Annotated in this window: 19 protein-coding genes and 2 riboswitches; of the genes, 17 read left to right on the forward strand and 2 right to left on the reverse strand. The window is 30.6% G+C overall.

From position 1 onward, the window contains the following. Positions 1–11: 11 nt before the first annotated feature. From ccsB to BM319_RS00920, 10 genes are all read left to right on the forward strand, one after another. Positions 12–1,178 (forward strand): c-type cytochrome biogenesis protein CcsB, encoded by a 1,167-nt coding sequence (gene ccsB / locus BM319_RS00880; protein ID WP_069031836.1) that lies wholly within the window; start codon positions 12–14, stop codon positions 1,176–1,178. Positions 1,179–1,412: 234 nt separating this feature from the next. Continuing rightward, positions 1,413–2,132: a response regulator transcription factor gene (locus tag BM319_RS00885; protein ID WP_025672290.1), complete on the forward strand. Its 720-nt coding sequence runs from the start codon at positions 1,413–1,415 to the stop codon at positions 2,130–2,132. Beyond that, the gene (locus BM319_RS00890; RefSeq protein ID WP_069031837.1) at positions 2,132–3,892 is read left to right on the forward strand and encodes an ATP-binding protein; all 1,761 of its coding nucleotides are present in this window, start codon (positions 2,132–2,134) and stop codon (positions 3,890–3,892) included. The genes BM319_RS00885 and BM319_RS00890 overlap by 1 nt, the downstream gene beginning before the upstream one ends. Before the next feature lie 172 nt (positions 3,893–4,064). Further along, a riboswitch (cobalamin riboswitch) is annotated at positions 4,065–4,237 on the forward strand. Positions 4,238–4,360: 123 nt separating this feature from the next. After that, positions 4,361–5,320 carry an ABC transporter substrate-binding protein gene (locus tag BM319_RS00895; protein WP_091021078.1) on the forward strand — a complete coding sequence of 320 codons (960 nt, stop codon included), beginning with the start codon at positions 4,361–4,363 and terminating at the stop codon, positions 5,318–5,320. Beyond that, a complete protein-coding gene (locus BM319_RS00900) occupies positions 5,286–6,338 on the forward strand; it encodes a FecCD family ABC transporter permease (protein ID WP_069031839.1) in 1,053 nt (350 codons plus the stop codon). Before BM319_RS00895 ends, BM319_RS00900 begins: the two co-directional genes overlap by 35 nt. Beyond that, positions 6,335–7,120: an ABC transporter ATP-binding protein gene (locus BM319_RS00905; protein WP_091021079.1), complete on the forward strand. Its 786-nt coding sequence runs from the start codon at positions 6,335–6,337 to the stop codon at positions 7,118–7,120. Before BM319_RS00900 ends, BM319_RS00905 begins: the two co-directional genes overlap by 4 nt. A 29-nt stretch (positions 7,121–7,149) precedes the next feature. Further along, positions 7,150–7,719, forward strand: a complete 570-nt coding sequence (locus tag BM319_RS00910) for a cob(I)yrinic acid a,c-diamide adenosyltransferase (RefSeq protein ID WP_069031841.1) — start codon at positions 7,150–7,152, stop codon at positions 7,717–7,719. A 287-nt stretch (positions 7,720–8,006) separates the two neighbouring features. Next, positions 8,007–8,153: a hypothetical protein gene (locus BM319_RS24485; RefSeq protein ID WP_175403423.1), complete on the forward strand. Its 147-nt coding sequence runs from the start codon at positions 8,007–8,009 to the stop codon at positions 8,151–8,153. A gap of 145 nt (positions 8,154–8,298) precedes the next feature. Next, positions 8,299–9,207: a phosphotransferase gene (locus BM319_RS00915; protein ID WP_091021080.1), complete on the forward strand. Its 909-nt coding sequence runs from the start codon at positions 8,299–8,301 to the stop codon at positions 9,205–9,207. A 63-nt stretch (positions 9,208–9,270) separates the two neighbouring features. After that, a riboswitch (FMN riboswitch) is annotated at positions 9,271–9,407 on the forward strand. A 219-nt stretch (positions 9,408–9,626) separates the two neighbouring features. After that, positions 9,627–10,196: an ECF transporter S component gene (locus BM319_RS00920; protein ID WP_091021081.1), complete on the forward strand. Its 570-nt coding sequence runs from the start codon at positions 9,627–9,629 to the stop codon at positions 10,194–10,196. 132 nt (positions 10,197–10,328) lie between these two features. On the opposite strand, the gene BM319_RS00925 is transcribed toward BM319_RS00920, so the two are convergent. Both BM319_RS00925 and BM319_RS00930 read right to left on the reverse strand, forming a co-directional pair. Further along, positions 10,329–10,862 carry a YpiB family protein gene (locus BM319_RS00925; RefSeq protein ID WP_175495531.1) on the reverse strand — a complete coding sequence of 178 codons (534 nt, stop codon included), beginning with the start codon at positions 10,860–10,862 and terminating at the stop codon, positions 10,329–10,331. Between the two features lie 296 nt (positions 10,863–11,158). After that, positions 11,159–11,407, reverse strand: a complete 249-nt coding sequence (locus BM319_RS00930) for a ferredoxin (protein WP_025672247.1) — start codon at positions 11,405–11,407, stop codon at positions 11,159–11,161. Between the two features lie 320 nt (positions 11,408–11,727). Here BM319_RS00930 and BM319_RS00935 point away from each other — a divergent pair, with 320 nt between their 5' ends. From BM319_RS00935 to BM319_RS00965, 7 genes are all read left to right on the forward strand, one after another. Then, positions 11,728–12,801: a YpbB family protein gene (locus BM319_RS00935; protein WP_069031845.1), complete on the forward strand. Its 1,074-nt coding sequence runs from the start codon at positions 11,728–11,730 to the stop codon at positions 12,799–12,801. Beyond that, the gene (locus BM319_RS00940) at positions 12,788–14,305 is read left to right on the forward strand and encodes a RecQ family ATP-dependent DNA helicase (protein ID WP_069031846.1); all 1,518 of its coding nucleotides are present in this window, start codon (positions 12,788–12,790) and stop codon (positions 14,303–14,305) included. Before BM319_RS00935 ends, BM319_RS00940 begins: the two co-directional genes overlap by 14 nt. 9 nt (positions 14,306–14,314) lie before the next feature. Beyond that, the gene (locus BM319_RS00945; protein WP_069031847.1) at positions 14,315–14,899 is read left to right on the forward strand and encodes a CPBP family intramembrane glutamic endopeptidase; all 585 of its coding nucleotides are present in this window, start codon (positions 14,315–14,317) and stop codon (positions 14,897–14,899) included. Further along, complete coding sequence (locus tag BM319_RS00950; protein ID WP_069031848.1) at positions 14,896–15,513, forward strand: LysM peptidoglycan-binding domain-containing protein; 618 nt, start codon at positions 14,896–14,898, stop codon at positions 15,511–15,513. The genes BM319_RS00945 and BM319_RS00950 overlap by 4 nt, the downstream gene beginning before the upstream one ends. 98 nt (positions 15,514–15,611) lie before the next feature. Then, entirely contained in the window at positions 15,612–16,268 is a 657-nt protein-coding gene (locus BM319_RS00955; RefSeq protein ID WP_069031849.1) for a CBS domain-containing protein, read from the forward strand. Positions 16,269–16,619: 351 nt separating this feature from the next. Next, entirely contained in the window at positions 16,620–17,270 is a 651-nt protein-coding gene (locus BM319_RS00960) for a hypothetical protein (RefSeq protein ID WP_139226462.1), read from the forward strand. 33 nt (positions 17,271–17,303) lie between these two features. Beyond that, the gene (locus tag BM319_RS00965; RefSeq protein ID WP_091021083.1) at positions 17,304–18,212 is read left to right on the forward strand and encodes a MerR family transcriptional regulator; all 909 of its coding nucleotides are present in this window, start codon (positions 17,304–17,306) and stop codon (positions 18,210–18,212) included. The last annotated feature ends 32 nt before the right edge of the window (positions 18,213–18,244 follow it).

Here is an 18,244-nt window from a genome sequence, read left to right on the forward strand (position 1 = left end):
AGGGGGAAAATATGTACGAGCTAAGTAGTAATTTTTTATTTATCGCGTTTATTTGTTATATTGTAGCTACTTTCTTTTTTGGCGGCTCGATGAAAACAAATGATAATGGTCCTAATAGATGGGGTACAATTGGAATTACAATTACAATAATTGGATTCTTATCGCAAATTACTTATTTTATATTAAGATGGTTTGCTGCTGGACATGCACCTGTAAGTAATCTATTTGAATTTATTACATTCTTTGGAATGATGTTAATTTTTGCGTTTATCATGATTTATTTTATGTATCGTTTAAATATAATTGGATTATTCGCATTACCTTTGTCAATTATCATCATTGCTTATGCATCAGTATTTCCACATGAAATCAAACCATTAGTTCCATCTTTAAAAAGCTATTGGTTACATATCCATGTAACGACAGCAGCTTTAGGGGAAGCAATTTTAGCTATTAGTTTTATTACAGGACTAATTTATTTAATTAAGAATATCGATCAAAAAGTATCAACAAAGAAAACATTTTGGTTAGAAGCAGTTTTATATTTCTTAGTAACTGTTGTTGGTTTCGTTGTTATTTCAACAGCATTTACTGCATCTGGATACGAAGCAAAATATAATTGGATTAATAAAGATAAAGTACAAGAAGAAATGGTCTATAATCTACCATCAATTGTTGGTCCACATAAAGGTGAATTGACTACAAAAGATCGTTTTGAAGCCCTTGCAGAAGTGCCAGCTATGGTTAATGCTAAGAAATTAAACACTGTAATTTGGTCAATTTTTGCTGGAGCGGCATTATATGCAATCATCCGTTTAATTTTAAGAAAACGAATTGGTGCATTTTTACAGCCTTTTGTACAAAAAGTCGATAGTGAATTATTAGATGAAATCGGATACCGTGCTGTAGCAATTGGTTTTCCGGTATTTACACTTGGTGGTCTAATCTTTGCAATGATTTGGGCTCAAATTGCTTGGACAAAGTTCTGGAGCTGGGACCCAAAAGAGGATTGGGCATTAATAACATGGTTATTCTATGCAGTGTTCTTACATCTTCGTTTCAAACGAAATTGGCAAGGTGAAAATTCTGCTTGGTTAGCCGTACTAGGATTTGCAATTATTATGTTTAACTTAATTGCTGTTAACTTAATCATTGCAGGCTTACACTCATATGCGTAATTAAATAGAGCCCTGTAAAGGATAAACCTTCCTTTACAGGGCTTTTTATCTAATTTATATTTTCGATTCACATATATTTAAATGTGGTTCCTTAAAAATGGTGCACTTACTTCCTAGTTTTTTTTCACTATTTTATGGAAATAATAAATTCTAAGAATTATGTAAAAATGTTCACAAATTATACTAGAATATACAATTTTTATTATGTAAAATTATGAAGAGGGGGTCGAAATTATGGATCAAAATATAAAAATATTAATAGCAGATGATGAGGATCGTATTAGACGATTGTTAAAGATGTATTTGGAACGTGATGGTTATAGTATTGATGAAGCTGAAAACGGCGAGGATGCTTTAAATTTAGCATTGAAGAATGAATATTCCTTAATCGTACTAGATTTGATGATGCCTAAAATTGATGGAATTGAAGTTTGTAGGGAATTACGAAAAACAAAAACAACTCCTGTCATCATGTTAACGGCAAAAGGTGAAGAAACAAACCGAGTTCAAGGTTTTGAAGTTGGTACAGATGATTATATCGTTAAGCCATTTAGTCCGCGTGAAGTCGTTCTTCGAGTTAAAGCTCTATTAAGACGTTCTTCTCCTGTACCGGTATTTACCTCAGACAATTCTTCAGCGAAGGATATCGTTGTGTTTCCGCATCTAACGATTGATAATGATGCTCATAAAGTAATTGTTGAAGGGGAAGAGATCAGTTTAACGCCAAAAGAATACGAACTACTGTTGTTTTTAGCGAAAGCACCTGACAAAGTATTTGATCGTGAAACCTTATTAAAATCAGTTTGGCAATATGATTTTTTCGGAGATTTACGTACCGTAGACACACATGTAAAACGACTGCGAGAAAAATTAAGTAAAAGCTCTGAGGATGCTGCGAAAATGATCGTCACGGTTTGGGGTGTCGGTTATAAATTTGAAGTAGGTCAGGAGTAATGATCGTAAGAAGTTTAGTCGGAAAGCTTTGGCTGACAATTATCTTACTAGTCTCTCTTGTATTATCATTCTTGACCTTTGTCTTAATAGGATTTTTTGAAAAATTTTATATTGACCTTCAAGTACAAAATATGAAAGATGATGCCACAAAAATTGCACAATTAATAGAAAATGGTCAATCAATCTCCAATATTGAGTATTTATCAAATAATATTGTTAGTAGATATTCAAGAGTAATCATTTCTATTGACGGTCAAGAGCCATGGTATTCGAATAATACTTATGGAATACAGGAGCTACCTTTTAAAGAAATAAAAAGTGATGAAAATTTAAGTAAAACGTTAACTGATAATAAAGAGGTCAGTAAAAGACTTGTATATGGCGAAAATAGTGAGAGAGAAAAATTAGTTGTTGGTGTTCCATTACATACAAACTCCAATAATGGAGCTGTATTTATATACCAAACATTACAACCTGTAAAAGTGATGATTCACCAAACGACTAACTTTGTCTTGCTCGCGGCATCTATTGGAATCGTGTTAACAACATTTTTCTCATTCTTTCTATCTTCTAAAATTACAGCACCTCTTAGAAAGATGAAAGAAGTTGTAAGTAGTATGACTTCAGGGGATTTTAATGTGAAAGTACCAATCCATTCAAGTGATGAAATTGGAGAACTTGCCTATTCATTTAACAAGATGAGTAAACAATTAAATTTTAATATGAATGCATTAAAACAAGAGAAGGAGAAAGTTTCTAATATTATTACAAGTATGGTAGATGGTGTAATTTCAATTGATAAAGAAGGTCAAATCGTGACATCAAATCCACCAGCTGAACGCTTTTTGAAAATGCTTAATGATGATCAATTTGAAGAACCTTCTTCACTTGTTTTAACGAAGGAACTATTAGATTTATTTGTATTAGTAGTCGAAAGTGAGAAAAAGCAATTTATAGAATTAAATTTCGATCAAGGCAATTGGCAAGTTTTAATGTCCCCCCTATATAATCAAACGAATATAAGAGGCGTTGTAGCGGTGATTCGGGATGTTACAGAACAAAGACGTTTAGAAAAGATGAGAAAAGATTTTATAGCGCATGTTTCTCATGAACTACGTACGCCTATTTCTTTATTACAAGGTTATAGCGAAGCGATTGTTGATGGTGTAGCTGAATCCAAAGAAGAGATGCAAGAATTGTCACAAATCATTTATGATGAGTCACTTAGAATGGGTCGATTAGTAAATGATTTGTTAGATTTAGCAAGAATGGAGAACGGATTTACTGAATTAAATAGAGAGTTCGTTCCTCTAGTACAATTTGTAGATCGAATTTTACGCAAGTTTAAAGGTTTAGCAAAGGAAAAAAATATTAAGCTATTTGGAGAAATCGACAACATTCCACAAATAAATATATACATAGATGAGGATCGAATGGAACAGGTTTTTACAAATTTAATTGATAATGCTATAAGACATACGAATGAAAATGGAAGAATAATTGTTTCAGTAAATCAAAATGAACGATCAACTACATTTAATTTTATTGATTCAGGTGCAGGGATTTCAAAAGAAGATTTACCATTTGTATTTGAACGTTTTTATAAAGCGGATAAAGCTCGTACAAGAGGTAGAAGTGGAACGGGTTTAGGATTATCAATCGTTAAAAATATTGTAACAGCACATGGTGGATCGATTCAGGTCTATAGTGAAGTAGGACAAGGAACGACATTTAAAGTTAAAATACCGCATAATTTATGAATGAACGAAAAAGATGTAGAGTAATCTTGTTTCATATAAAACATATTTCCATTAAGTTTAGAGACAAAAACTCTGCTAAACACACAAAAAAACATATCAAAGGTTAGTAAAATAATAAACATATAAATAAAATAATTGAATTCTTACCCAATTTATCTTACGATTGAATTAATGAAATATTGATGAGTTTAGTGCAAGTATTGCTTAAAAGGGAATCTGGTATAATCCAGAACTGTCCCCGCAACTGTAATGTGGACGAAACGAATAGCCACTGTTCTTTATGAATGGGAAGGTCGGAGTAGGTTGAAGCAAAGTCAGTAGACCTGCTAAATTCATCCTTGTTCAATTCTTCGGGGAGTAAGAATTTGAAGCAGCAGTTGCAAGACTTCTTGTATAAATATGTTGTTTCAGCCCCGTTCAAAACGAATGGGGTTTTTTTATGCTTTCCAAATTATTAGGAGGATTTAAATGAAGAAGTTTTTATCAAGTTTGATCATTATGTTATTGTGTTTAGGATTATTTGGTTGTAATAATGATACAACACAAAAAAAATCGAATGTAAGTAAGAGTGAACAAGCAACTTTTCCAATGACTGTAAAAGATGCAACGAACAAAGAAGTTAGCTTTAAAGAGGCACCTAAAAGAATAGTATCACTTATACCTAGTAATACAGAAATCTTGTTTTCTATTGGTGATGGCAAGGATGTAGTAGGGGTAACGGATTTTGACAATTATCCAAAAGAAGTAAAATCAATTGATAAAGTTGGCGGAAATAATGCTGATATGACATATAATGTTGAAAAAATTATTTCATTAAAACCTGATTTAGTTTTAGCACATGAATCAAGTTTAGGAATTTCTGCTGACGGTTTAGAACAGATAAAACAAGCTGGGATTAATGTTTTTGTCGTAAAAAATGCTGCAACTATTAATGATGTGTATGATACAATTCAACAAGTTGGAGAAATAACTGGAAAAACTGAGCAATCGAAAAAAGTTGTAACAGGTATGAAAACAAAATTAGATGAAATTAGCAAAAAAACAGCTAAAGCAACTACAAATCCAAAGGTTTGGCTTGAAATATCAGGACCACCAGAAATATATACAGCAGGTAAAGGTACGTTCCTAGATGAAATGCTTTCGATTGTACATGCTAAAAACGTAGCTGAAAGTGAAAAAGGTTGGGTAAAGTATAGTGAGGAATCAGCGATTAAAGCGAATCCTGATGTGATTTTAACAACTTATGGATATTATGTACCAAATCTAGAAAAAACTGTAATGGCTAGAAAAAACTGGCAAACAGTAAACGCAATTAAAAATCACCGTGTATATGATGTTAATTCAGATACAACATCTAGACCTGGTCCAAGACTTGCAGAGGGAGTCGAAGCAATTGCAAAGGCGGTTTACCCAGAGCTTTATAAATAATACATATTCAATCTTTTTAATTCCAATTATCTTATTAATCTTTTTATTTATTTTAGGGGTTTCGATAGGGTCTACATCGATTCCCTTTTCTTCGATTATTTCTAGCTTTTCGGATGCTCTATTTAAAACAGATTATGTTCCAACTGATATTCAAACAATTGTCATGAATATAAGAGTACCAAGGGTTTTGTTAGCTGGATTAGTCGGTGCGTGCCTTTCTTTGGCAGGTGTTGCATTTCAAGGTATACTTAAAAATCCATTAGCTGATCCTTTTACATTAGGTGTTTCTTCAGGTGCATCTGTTGGAGCTGTTGTAGTTTTGTTTTTCCAAATAAGCTTGCCTTTTGTAACTTATTTCACATTGCCTGTTGTTAGTATATTATTTGGGTTTGGCACACTCATCTTATTACTACTATTTGTTAGAAAACTAGATCGATCCCTAAATGTAGAGACAATAATATTAGGTGGTATCATAATCAGTTCATTTTGTTCTGCCTTATTATCATTATTTATTACATTTTCAAATAATGAATTACGAGCAGTAATTGGATGGTTAATGGGCAATATCAGTGGTAGAGGCATCCAATACTCTCTAAGTTTATTACCGTTTTTAATCGTTTCTTTTTTTATTTTATTTAGTCAAAATAGGCAGTTAGATGCGATGACATTTGGTAGTACAAATGCAAAACATATCGGAATTGATGTGAAAAAGTCCACTTATTTAATTTTGTTAACAGGTAGTATTTTATCTGGTGCAGCAGTAGCTGTTTCTGGAACAATTGGATTTGTAGGATTAGTTGTTCCGCATTTTACTAGAACACTTGTAGGGCCATTACATAAAAAATTACTCCCATTATCAATGATCAATGGAGCAATATTTTTAATAGGATCTGACATTCTATCTAGGATTGTTCTAGCTCCTAGAGAATTACCAATTGGGGTAATTACATCTTTAATTGGTGCTCCAATATTTGCTTTTATTTTACTATCTTTGAAAAGAAATAGGGGAAAAGTATGATCAAATGTCAAGATATCTCATATTCATATGATGGAATTCATACTGATTTGGATGAACTGTCTTATTCGATTAATCAAGGAGAATGGCTAGGAATTATTGGTCCAAATGGGAGTGGAAAGTCAACGTTTTTAAATATTCTTTGTGGACTTTTTAAGCCGACTAAAGGAAATGTAATGTTGGATGGAGAATTTGTTACTAATATGTCTAATAAAGAAATAGCAAAAAAGATTGCTGTTTTATCACAACAAAATTCCTATACATATTCTTATGAGGTAAAAGAAACAGTTAAACTTGGACGTCTGGCTCATTCGACTTCCTTTTTTCCTAGCTGGTCCACAATCGATGAAACTGCTGTCAATAATGCAATGATGATGACTGGTACAGAGAAGATGGAAAAAAGCTTCATAAATGAAATTAGTGGTGGTGAGCGTCAAAGAGTATTTCTTGCTCAATGCTTCGCTCAGGAAACACCATATATTTTTTTAGACGAACCAAGTAACCATCTAGATTTAATGCATACTATTAAAATTTTAGACGTTTTAAAGGAATTACAAAAACAAGAGAATAAAACGATTGTAACTGTTTTTCATGACTTAAATTTAGCAAGTCTTTATTGTGATCGATTATTAGGATTAAAGGACGGAAAAATTTATATCGAAGGAAATACAGACTCAGTTTTAAGTGAAGATTTATTAAAAGGTTTATATGACACATCATTTCAAATATTAGATAATCCCGAAACAAATAAAAAGGTTATTATTTATAAAAGTAATGTATTGTAAATTAATATTGAAAAAAGGAGAGGTTTTTCATGAAAATTTATACAAAAACTGGGGATAAAGGTCAGACTAGCTTAGTAGGTAAACGAGTAGATAAAGATGATTTAAGGGTAGAATCTTACGGGACAATTGACGAAGTAAATACAATCGTTGGGTACGCAATGACATATTTAGATCATGAAGATACAAGAGATATTTACAATTCACTTCAAAAGATCCAACATGAACTATTTGATTGCGGTGGAGATTTGGCAGTAGTAAAGGATAGCATCCCTTTTAAAACGACAGAGAAAATGGTAGAAGAGCTTGAAACATTAATTGATGAATATATGGAAGCAACTCCCCCATTACAGCGTTTTATTTTACCAGGTGGGTCAAAACCTGCTGCAATCATTCATCAAGCAAGAGCGGTAACGAGACGTGCAGAAAGAACAGTCGTAACATTAATGAAGCAAGAAAATATTCATCTTCCAGTATTTTTATATTTAAATCGACTATCTGATTATTTCTTTGCACTTGCAAGGGTAATCAACACACGTTTAAATATTAAGGATGTTGAATACGAACGAGGAGCAATCGTATTTCGAACTGATAAAAAATAAATAAGAAAAATAGCGATTGAATAGTTAAATTTTTCTAATCAATCGCTATTTTTTTGTATAAATAAGTTTTTTCTATCATAGAATGTTTGAGTGTATGTTTTAGTAAAAGTACTTCTTGGCGTTTATATTTTAGAATTGCTCAATTCATCTTAAGTAATATACATAAAAAAGAGTTAGGGTCTGATTTAAGCGCTTAGTCCAATTTATTTCTAAATTACTAAAGGTCAGTCCTCGAGTTATTTGACTGATTAAACACTTTTCACATTTCTTTAGATAGGAGGCAAATAATGTTTGATTTTCTTAGGAGATGTTTGTTGATTGTTGTGTTTGTTTTAACGATTGGTCTTTTATTTATCGGTGGAAATCGAGAGAAATTAAAGGATATAATATTAGATAAAAATTTTCATGAATTAAAAATTGTTTCAAATCCTTAGCCGTTTAAATTAAATTTATAAGTTTAATAATAAGGGTTGAAGCACAGATTAGTTGTAGAACTTCTAATGTAAATGTAATTTACTAATAAATTTGGTAAAGTACATTTATATGTGAAGTTCTATTTTTAATTTTAAGGAGAAAAAAATGACTAATTTATGGGATCCAGCAATTGTAATGGAAGACGAAATAGCGAAAGAAATAATAAAGATCCAATTTCCAAATATAAAAATAAACGGAATAAAAAAAATTGGCGAAGGGTTTGATAATACAGTTTTTTGTTTAAACGATGAAATTTTACTAAGATTTCCACGAAGAGAAATAGCTGTAGAAATTTTAAATGTTGAAAGAAAGTTACTCCCAATTATATTTAATCATTTTGAATTGAAGACAACGGTACCAATACTCGATGGAAAGCCATCTGAATTATTTCCTTGGCCATTTTTAGGATATAATTTTATTGCAGGAAAACCTCCAATTTATTTAAATAGAACTGATAGAATATTAATGATTGAACCAATCGCGAATTTCTTGAAAAATTTACATTCAATAAATTTCGATGAATTAAAGGGTATAAATCTACCGTATGATGAATTGAAGAGATTAGATATAAACTTCCGTAAACCTCAGGCTAAAAAATATATTCAACAGGCAATACAGAAGAATCTAATTGAAGATGAACAGAAACTTAATCATTTTATTGAAAGCTTAGTTGAAATTAAAAGTGAGACAACTTTAGTTCTTGTTCATGGTGATTTACATTTTAAGAATATGATTGTTAATGAACAAAACCAACTTAAAGGAATTATTGATTGGGGTGATGCTCATATTGGTAATCGTGAATTAGATTTATCCATTGTTTATAGTTTAATTCCGAACGATATGAGAGGGAAGTTTTTTGAGATTTATGGTAATGTATCGGAAGCGTCAAAGAAACTTGCACAGTTTAGAGCTGTCTTTACAACAGTTGTTCTGTTGTTATATGCAAACGATCAAGGGGATGAGTCGTTAGTAAGTTTTTGTCAAGAAAACCTAAGTAATGCTTTAAATGATTAGTCGGAGATTTTTATTTACAAACTGTATTTAATTTAGTAACATTAAACTGTAATTTAATAAACGATCTATCTTCGGGGCGGGGCGAAATTCCCCACCGGCGGTAATTAAGCATTGCTTATAAGCCCGCGAGCCTGATTTTTTGGGCAGGATCTAGTGCGATTCTAGAGCCGACAGTATAGTCTGGATGGGAGAAGATGGAGGTTCGCAAGTTCAAAAATTTTTTCTTTTTGAACGCTTATTTGGCGTGCTGAAAAATTCTCCCCTATTTCGAAAAAAATAGGGGATTTTATTTTATTTGCATAATTTTATACTATTTTTCATTATTATTTCGGCCTTATTATAATCTGTGCAAATAATAACGCAACTTAAGCGAACCTTTCATTTTTCTTGATATGATCGGGAAAAAGGAGAGAGGTAATATGCAACAACGCAACAAAGTAAATAAAATGGTGATAGTGGCAATGCTTAGCAGTATTTCTTATGTACTCATGATGCTGTACTTTCCACTTCCTGCATTTCCAGTTTGGCTTACAATTGATTTTAGTGACGTTCCAGCATTAATAGGAGCAATTGTTTTTGGTCCTGTAGCAGGAATAGGAATAGAGTTAATAAAAAACATCCTTCATTATGTTATTAATGGTAGTATGACTGGTGTACCGATTGGAGAATTTGCTAATTTTAGTGCGGGAGTATTATACATTTTACCTGCGTCGTATTTCTTTAGAAAATATCGTTCAGTAAAAGGGTTAACTCTTGGATTAATTGTTGGTACAGTAGTGATGACTGGAATATTAAGTCTTTTAAATTATTTTGTGTTATTACCTGCATATGCACATTTCATGAATTTTAACCTACCAAATGAAGTAATTGTTGCGTCAATTATGCCATTTAATGCAATTAAAGGTTTATTAATCATGATCTTATTCTTAGTTATCTACCCTAAATTAAAGGTTTGGTTAACTCAAAGAATGAATGTCCATAACGTATAAATAAATGAAAGTGTCTACTAAATTTTGGTAGACACTTTTTGTTTTATGTACCTAATTTGAATGAAAAGATCATATTTATTTTATAGGAGAAAAAAAGAGAACCATCTATCGAATGATAGATGGTTTTAGTTGTTAATTTTTTAACAGGGAAGTTAACAAAAGAAACAGTTGTTCATTGCGTTCATCAAGTGCTTTGTCGATTTGACATATCAGAAGTTTATGCGAAGTTTGAGCTACAAGCGATGAAAGAAACGCATCGATTTCTGCTTGAACTTCCTCATTTGATTCAATGGTAGTTGTCGAAAACGGATTAGTATCTAAGATCAAAGCGTACTCGATCGGCATCACATCAAATATCAACTCAAGATAAAACTTTGTTTCCTTCCCATGCAAGCGAAGTTTATGGTAAATCGATTCCGACGAAAGATCGACTCTCTTATTATTTTCATAATAAGAAAACGGAGGGTGGGAGTTGTTATCCTTTCGAAAATTAAAGACAATGCCATTTGGTGTACTCTTTGCATCCTCTACAAACGAGATGTTTGTAAGTACATCATCAACAGCAAGGAGAAATTGTAATATCAATTCGATGTCTTTTTTTACCTGTTTTTTCTCTAACAACTTGTTTAAAAACGTCTTTTTCTCGGTAACTGTCATCTGTTCCATGCTGTTCATCCTCTCATGATGTTTTATTTATTATAGCAATTTATTAGATAATTCTGAATATGTAAAATAAGGAAATAATTAGCCTCATCACAACAATTTGGCACACTGTCTTATGTATGTTTTGATCGAATTCAAAAATATCGTGGCTCAAAACAGAAGACAAAAATGAATGTTTCTATAACATTTTCTTAATGAACTAATTCAAGGCGCATATTAAAAAACACGAGCAATACGGATAGCTCGTGTTTTTTTTTTATAAATAAAAAAGCGACGAAATAACTTCGCCGCAGTTTTTACTATTCGAATTTTAAAGCGTCGCCATCGAATGCTTCGTCAGCAACTTTGATTGAGTCTGTTGGGCATCCTTCAAATGCATCCATCATGTCATCAACTAAAACGTCCGGAATTTCAACGATTCCTTGGTTATCATCTAGAGTAACGTATGCGATCCCTTCATCATCATAGTCATAGATATCAGGTGCAGCTGCGCCACAAGCGCCACATGCGATACAAGTGTCTTTATCAACGATTGTATATTTTGCCATTGTATTGACCTCCCAAATTATTCCCTGTTTATGTTACAGATACTATTTTTGTAATGTACCTGTAAACATTTTAAAACGGTTTCCAAAACTTTTCAATATAATTGTACAAGGTTTTGAAAAAAACGAGAAATGATGAAACCTCAAATAAAATAAATAATGATTTTTATATGTTTAAAATGGTTTGGTTATTGATACATATGATAAGCTAGAAGAAATAAAAACTATTTAGAAAAAATGCACAAATATTTTTGTACTACTAATTATTATTCGAAAAAATATTTAAATATATTAATGGAATAATTTTATTTGAGAGGTTTATGATGTTTAAGCTATCAATATTGGAAGAAATCATCCTTTTTTTACTTCATCGATATAATGGTGAACGAACAATCCAAGGTATACTGTATTTATTAAAAGGAAAACAAAGTGCTCAAATTATTCAAGATTCTCATTTTTATCAAGTCACATCATTTTTCGGACTTTTTCATTTCCTTACTCATCAGAATATGCAAGAAATTATAAATGGGTTAGAGGTTAAAGGGTATATAGGTCAGTCTGAAAATAAGAATATCTATTTGTTAAATAAAAATGGTCAAGCTTATCTAGCAAATCAAAAATTACAGTTTATGGAATATACATTTTTAAACGGACTAAAATTTTCTAGTATTCAAAAGATATTTTGGAAAAGATTTTCATTATTTTTTCAAACGGTGTCCAATCTGAATATGAATTTAAAATATTTTAGGGCAGTTATTCAAGACCAAGATATACAAGAATGGGTAAAAAATGAGATTCTTAATTTTCCTGTGAATAAAAACGAATTAGTTAATCAATTTTACAAAGAATTGCATACAATTTTAGAAAATATTAGTGACGAAGACGCATTACTATTTGTGAAACGATTATCTGGAGCAAATACTTATGGCATGACTTTTGAACAAATTGCATTAGAACACAAAGTGAGTGTTGAAAAAATTTATCTCAATTCGATTAATACATTGCATCATATGATCACTATTTTACTTGAACCAAACAATCATTATCCTTTATTAAGTAAATTTGTTATTGGTGCTAAAAGTACTAATATTACGAATACGTCTATTGAAACAAAACGATTATTTACTGAAGGTAAAACAATTCAAGAAATAGCAAAGATTCGTCAGTTAAAGATTAGTACAATAGAGGATCATATAGTTGAGTGTGTATTAGGTGATAAATTATTTCCAATTAATCAATTTATTACAACAAAGCAATTTACTTTAATAAAAAATAAAATTATTGAACTAAATACAAGGAAATTAAAAATTATTAAAGAAGCTTTATTAAATGAGGTAACATATTTTCAAATTCGTATTACTCTTGCAAGAATGGGTGATTTACATGGACCTAAATAAACTTCTATACGAAAAATTCGGTTATTCAAGTTTTCGAAATAACCAAAAAGAAATTATTCATGATTTGTTAAACTCGAAGGATGTTTTAGCAATGCTTCCTACAGGTGGGGGGAAATCATTATTATATCAATTAACAGGCCTACTATTGCCAGGCGTTGTAGTAATCGTTTCACCATTACTTTCTCTTATGGAGGATCAAGTAGAGCAGATTAAAGCATTTGGAGATAAACGAGTTATTGCACTTAATAGCTTTAGAAGTTTTGAGCAAAAAAAATATTTATTTAATAATATTAGCAGTTATAAGTTTATTTTCGTTTCGCCTGAAATGTTACAAAACCAATTTTTAATTCACAAGCTTTCTACGTCTAGAATTTCGTTATTTGTTGTTGATGAAGCACATTGTATATCACAGTGGGGGCATGATTTTAGACCAGAATATAAAACTTTAGGGGAAATAAAGCGTAAATTGAATAATCCGACGGTTTTAGCTTTAACCGCTACAGCTAGCAAAAATGTGCGGGAAGAAATAATTGAAACTTTACAGTTAAAACATGTTCAAAAATATATCAATTCTGTTAATAGAGAGAACATAGCAATTCAAATTGAAAAAGTAGATTCGGAAATAGAAAAAATCAATTCTTTAACTGACCATCTTTCTAAATTAACAGGTCCAGGCATCGTTTATTGTGGTACAAGAGCTGCATGCGAGAAAATTTCACATACCATAAGAGAAAAGTTAAATTGCAAAGTCGCTTATTATCATGGTGGAATGGAGCATGAACAAAGAATTTTAATTCAACAACAATTTATTCAAAATCAAATAGATATCATAGTTTGTACTAGTGCTTTTGGTATGGGGATCAATAAGCCAAACGTAAGGTTTGTCATTCATTATCAGTATCCTTCAAATATAGAGAATTATCTTCAAGAAATTGGACGAGCCGGCCGAGATGGTCAGCCAAGTATAGCAATACTACTTGTTTGTGAAGAGGATCATGAGTTACCACTAAGGCTAATTGATGACGAAATCCTTTCTGTAAATCAAGTTGAGTCTTTTCTAGCCTATTTAAAAAGATTCGAAGAAAATCCGATTAAATTGTCTGAAACACTCGTGAATAATTGGAAAGCAGTTTTTCAATTTAGTGAAATACAGTGGACGACGCTGCATTCTGAAATGCTTAAATATACTGTAATCGTAGATGATACGTTATATTTAGAAAAAATAAATCATGACTTATTAGAATCGATTAAAGAGTTAATTTCGGAGCGAAAAAAAGTAAAATATTTAAAACTCAAAGCGATGATCGATTTTCTATCTTCATCCACTTGTTATCGTGAAAAATATCTTTTACTTTTTGATGAAATGTTAGAACAGAGACCAATAAATTGTTGTAACATTTGTGGTTTATCGTTTGAAGAGTACTGCTCAAATGATCATGAGAAATTTGAAAAAACTAATGTACTTTCATGGGAACAAGAATTAAGAAATAAATTGGGGCTGTGAGGAATCTATATGGAAAGCGAATTAAACCAACAAGAAATTCCAGTTAACTATTTGAAGAAAAGCGTATATGGTACGCAGTTAATCATTTTAGTAATCGCTATTTTATGTATTGCTTTTTTTATTGGTACAGAAAAATTTATAGATGATTTACATTTATTTAAAAGTTATAAAACATATATATATGGATTCGGTGCTGGATTTTCACTCGTCCTATTTAATATTTTATTAAATTATATGATCCCCGAGCGTTTGTTGGATGATGGTGGATTTAATAAAAGATTCTTTACGTCACTTTCAGTTCCTGAAATGACAATACTTTGTATCTTAATCGCATTATCAGAAGAATTATTTTTTAGAGGATTTATTCAAGCAAAATTTGGACTAATTATTGCATCAGTTGTATTCGCTTTAGTTCATTTTCGATATGTGAAAAAACCGATTTTACTTACAATTGTATTAATTGAAAGTTTTTTCTTAGGTTATTTGTATTTGAAGACAAATAATATTGTTATAGTATTTATCGCACATTTTATCTTAGATTATGTTTTAGGAATGTATATGAAATTAAGTTTGGAAAGTGAAGACAAAGAATGAAAAATGAGTTTCAGACTAATAGTATAGCTGACTTAAGTCGAAAGAATAAAAATAAGAAATTTAAAAATAAGAAAATAAATGATCAAAATAAAGCTGTTGATTTGTTAAATCTTCCACCAAGAAGTGAAACAATGAAAATAAAAGAGGATCAACGAAGACCTTGGTGGAAAATAAAGTATCCTTTAATCACTGCTTTAGTCATAATCTTTATCATGCTACCATTTGGAGTAGTGAAGTTTGTACATAGTAAATACGATAAAATTTTTACTGAAAAAGGAAGCTTAATCATTCCTTCAAATAAATTTGAAAAAGTTGAATTAACTGCTACCAATCATTTAAAAAACCAAAATAAGAATGAATCTCAGAAAAAAGCTCCAATCAAAAATGAGATGAAAAATGTAGTAAAACCCAAATCAGATTCAAGTGAATCTGTAGGAGTGGAAGAGGTTAATCACGAAGTTCAAAGAGGAGAAACATTATTTACTATTTCAATGAAATATTATGGTAATCGTGATGGGGAAGAAATTATTCAAGATGCAAATCATTTAAATGGGATCGAAGTGACGCCAGGCCAGATATTAAAAATCCCATTAAATGTTGATGTGGATAAATAATGTTAAATAGGGAATTGAAATTCGAAATCTAGACAAAATTGCTTTGATTGAATCCTTCTTATCTATGTTATAAATAGAGGGAAGGGGAGTGTTAAAGTATGTTAGCGAAACATCGAATGCTTCATAACCATCAAGTAATTACAATTCAATCAAATGATACTGTAGAATGTGCAATTAATCTCCTATTGGAAAAGCAAATTGATAGTGTTCCTGTATTATCAGGAAATAAATATGTTGGAATGATTTCACAAGCAGAGATTTTTAAAAGATGCTTTTTTAGTAAATTACCTAAAGAAGAATATGTTAAGAATCTCAAGATAGGTGAAATAGCTACACACCAAACAATTTGTGTTAAAACAGATGAGCCATTTGAAGATACAATGAATTCGTTAAAAAAATATCCATCAATTGCGGTAGTTGATGATGAGAGAAATTTTGTTGGACTAGTGATAAGATATGATGTAATTGAGATTTTTCAAGAAGTTCTAGGAAAGGACTGTCGAGGAATAAGAATTTCAATGACAAGTATGGAGAAGGAAGGTCAATTAGCAAGATCACTTGATTATCTTCACCATTTTAGGATTAATATAATTTCGCTCGTAACTTTTGATTCAAAAGATCATTTATTAAGAAGAATTGTCTTAAAAATAGATGATAATAAAAATATCGATAAAATTTTACGTAAATTTGAAGAGCTTGGTCTTAGAATTGTATCTGTTACGAATGAAATAGAAAATTCAACAGTTAAACACTAATATTGTTAAACCGGTTTTTGCTATTTTATCTTACTACTTACTCATAAATGATATTATTTTGCGTATACGAAAATAGACTTTTGGAACGATTAAACCATATTTCACTCAAATTAAAAACTTATGCCCATTTTGTATTAATGGATATAAGTTTTTTTGTTGTTTAAAATTTTTCAATTTCTACTAGTTTTTGTATAATGAAAAAAAGAAATAGATAAATTGATTTTTAAAAATGAAGTAAAAATAGAGAATTAAGCTGACATTTACTTTGTTGATGGGTTAAGAAACAAGGGGGAAATTAAAATAAAATTATTATCATTGATCGGACTCATAGTAATTGTAGCAATTATTCTTTTGATTAATCGAAAAAATAAGCTAGAAATTATAAATAAAAAAATTAAAATAAAACATTTAGATGTTTCATTACAGTCCATTCAGTTTATATGGATTCCAAATATAGGCGATATTCCTTTTAAATTGAGTGAGATTGAAAAAGTTTGCAATCCTAATACGTTAATTCTTTTAAGTGGTTACTCAAAAAAGAAGTCAAAAAAATATAAAGATGAAAACATCCAGTATTTATCTACTATTGCTCCTGTCTATTTTTTGTGGAATGATGTTGACTATAGTGGCAACTATAGGGATCTAAATGCATTATTACTAGATTGTAAAGTTACAATTTTAGAAAATAAAAGTGCTTCATTTGAAACTGAAAATGGTACTAAATTTTCGATTATTGGTTTAGATGATGTGAAAACAAAGAGAGATCAATTAGACTTTGCACTTGAAGAGCGTTATGAAGATGATTTTAGTATTTTATCAAGCTATACTGAAGTTATGGATAGTAATAGTAGTAATTTTGAAAGTATTCAAGTTTATCTGTTTGAAAGAAGTCAATTAAATGTAAATCGAAATCAGAAAATGGTATATTTGGAGCTACATAACAATAAGGGAATTCGCAAACAAAACACAATAACAGTTTTGAATTTTGAAGTTATGAAATAAGTGTTTGTTGTTTACATGCAGGAGGAAAGAAAATTGGCCCAAATAGGAAAGTACAATATTAAAGCAATTTCTAACATTGTTGGGATTTTACCAGGTACATTAAGAGCTTGGGAAAGAAGATATAATATTATAAGTCCTGTACGAAATGATGCTGGCCATCGATTATATACAGAAGAACATGTTTATATTTTAAAATGGCTCGTTCAAAAAGTTAATGAAGGGTTTACTATTGGACAAGCAATTAATTTATACGAAGCAAAAGAGCATAAATCATCTAATGATCGCTCTCTAACGGAAAATCTTCAATCAGATGCGTTAGTAAATCGAATTGTTTCTTCACTATTATCTTTTGAAGAAAGTGAAGCCCACAATTATGTGAATGACGCTTTTAGTCTTTTTTCTGTAGATAAAGTATTATTTAAAATTATTTCTAAGGTTTTCATACTAATAGGTGATAAATGTCGTAATGGTGAAATTACAAGTGCCCATGAACATTTTGCAACATCCTTTTTGAGAACGAGATTAGGGATGATTTATCAAAATTTACCTAACAATAAACATTTGCCAAAGTTAATCGCAGTTTGTGGACCAGAAGAAAAACATGAATTAGGTTTATTAATTTTTACGATTTATTTAAGAAGAATCGGTTTTCAAGTTATTTATTTAGGAGCATCAATTGATTCAAATGATGTTGAACAAGTAATAAATGAAGTGAATCCAGCTGGATTTATCATGACTTGTACTTTAAGAGAGAATTTAAAGAAAACAATTGATCTAGCCATCATAATCAAAAAAATAAAACCTGATATCATTATTGGAATTGGTGGACACGCAGTTTCAACTTGTGAGAGCCCAATTATGGATTCAATACAGGAATTTTATATTGGTAGTCAACAATCGAACTGGGATGAGTGGTTAAAGCAGAATTTTAATTATAAATGAATTTTGACTTTAGAATCACCAAAATTATATAA

This window comes from Bacillus sp. UNCCL81 (assembly GCF_900112535.1).
GTDB lineage: Bacteria > Bacillota > Bacilli > Bacillales > Bacillaceae_G > Gottfriedia > Gottfriedia luciferensis_B.

What these genes read in the sequence shown, in the direction of transcription:
- BM319_RS24485 (WP_175403423.1), top strand. Translation starts at nt 8,007, where the DNA reads ATGTTTGATTTTCTTAGGAGATGTTTGTTGATTGTTGTGTTTGTTTTA.
- BM319_RS00915 (WP_091021080.1), top strand. Translation starts at nt 8,299, where the DNA reads ATGACTAATTTATGGGATCCAGCAATTGTAATGGAAGACGAAATAGCG.
- BM319_RS00920 (WP_091021081.1), top strand. Translation starts at nt 9,627, where the DNA reads ATGCAACAACGCAACAAAGTAAATAAAATGGTGATAGTGGCAATGCTT.
- BM319_RS00905 (WP_091021079.1), top strand. Translation starts at nt 6,335, where the DNA reads ATGATCAAATGTCAAGATATCTCATATTCATATGATGGAATTCATACT.
- BM319_RS00925 (WP_175495531.1), bottom strand. Translation starts at nt 10,862, where the DNA reads ATGGAACAGATGACAGTTACCGAGAAAAAGACGTTTTTAAACAAGTTG.
- BM319_RS00935 (WP_069031845.1), top strand. Translation starts at nt 11,728, where the DNA reads ATGTTTAAGCTATCAATATTGGAAGAAATCATCCTTTTTTTACTTCAT.
- ccsB (WP_069031836.1), top strand. Translation starts at nt 12, where the DNA reads ATGTACGAGCTAAGTAGTAATTTTTTATTTATCGCGTTTATTTGTTAT.
- BM319_RS00950 (WP_069031848.1), top strand. Translation starts at nt 14,896, where the DNA reads ATGAAAAATGAGTTTCAGACTAATAGTATAGCTGACTTAAGTCGAAAG.
- BM319_RS00885 (WP_025672290.1), top strand. Translation starts at nt 1,413, where the DNA reads ATGGATCAAAATATAAAAATATTAATAGCAGATGATGAGGATCGTATT.
- BM319_RS00895 (WP_091021078.1), top strand. Translation starts at nt 4,361, where the DNA reads ATGAAGAAGTTTTTATCAAGTTTGATCATTATGTTATTGTGTTTAGGA.
- BM319_RS00945 (WP_069031847.1), top strand. Translation starts at nt 14,315, where the DNA reads ATGGAAAGCGAATTAAACCAACAAGAAATTCCAGTTAACTATTTGAAG.
- BM319_RS00955 (WP_069031849.1), top strand. Translation starts at nt 15,612, where the DNA reads ATGTTAGCGAAACATCGAATGCTTCATAACCATCAAGTAATTACAATT.
- BM319_RS00940 (WP_069031846.1), top strand. Translation starts at nt 12,788, where the DNA reads ATGGACCTAAATAAACTTCTATACGAAAAATTCGGTTATTCAAGTTTT.
- BM319_RS00910 (WP_069031841.1), top strand. Translation starts at nt 7,150, where the DNA reads ATGAAAATTTATACAAAAACTGGGGATAAAGGTCAGACTAGCTTAGTA.
- BM319_RS00930 (WP_025672247.1), bottom strand. Translation starts at nt 11,407, where the DNA reads ATGGCAAAATATACAATCGTTGATAAAGACACTTGTATCGCATGTGGC.
- BM319_RS00890 (WP_069031837.1), top strand. Translation starts at nt 2,132, where the DNA reads ATGATCGTAAGAAGTTTAGTCGGAAAGCTTTGGCTGACAATTATCTTA.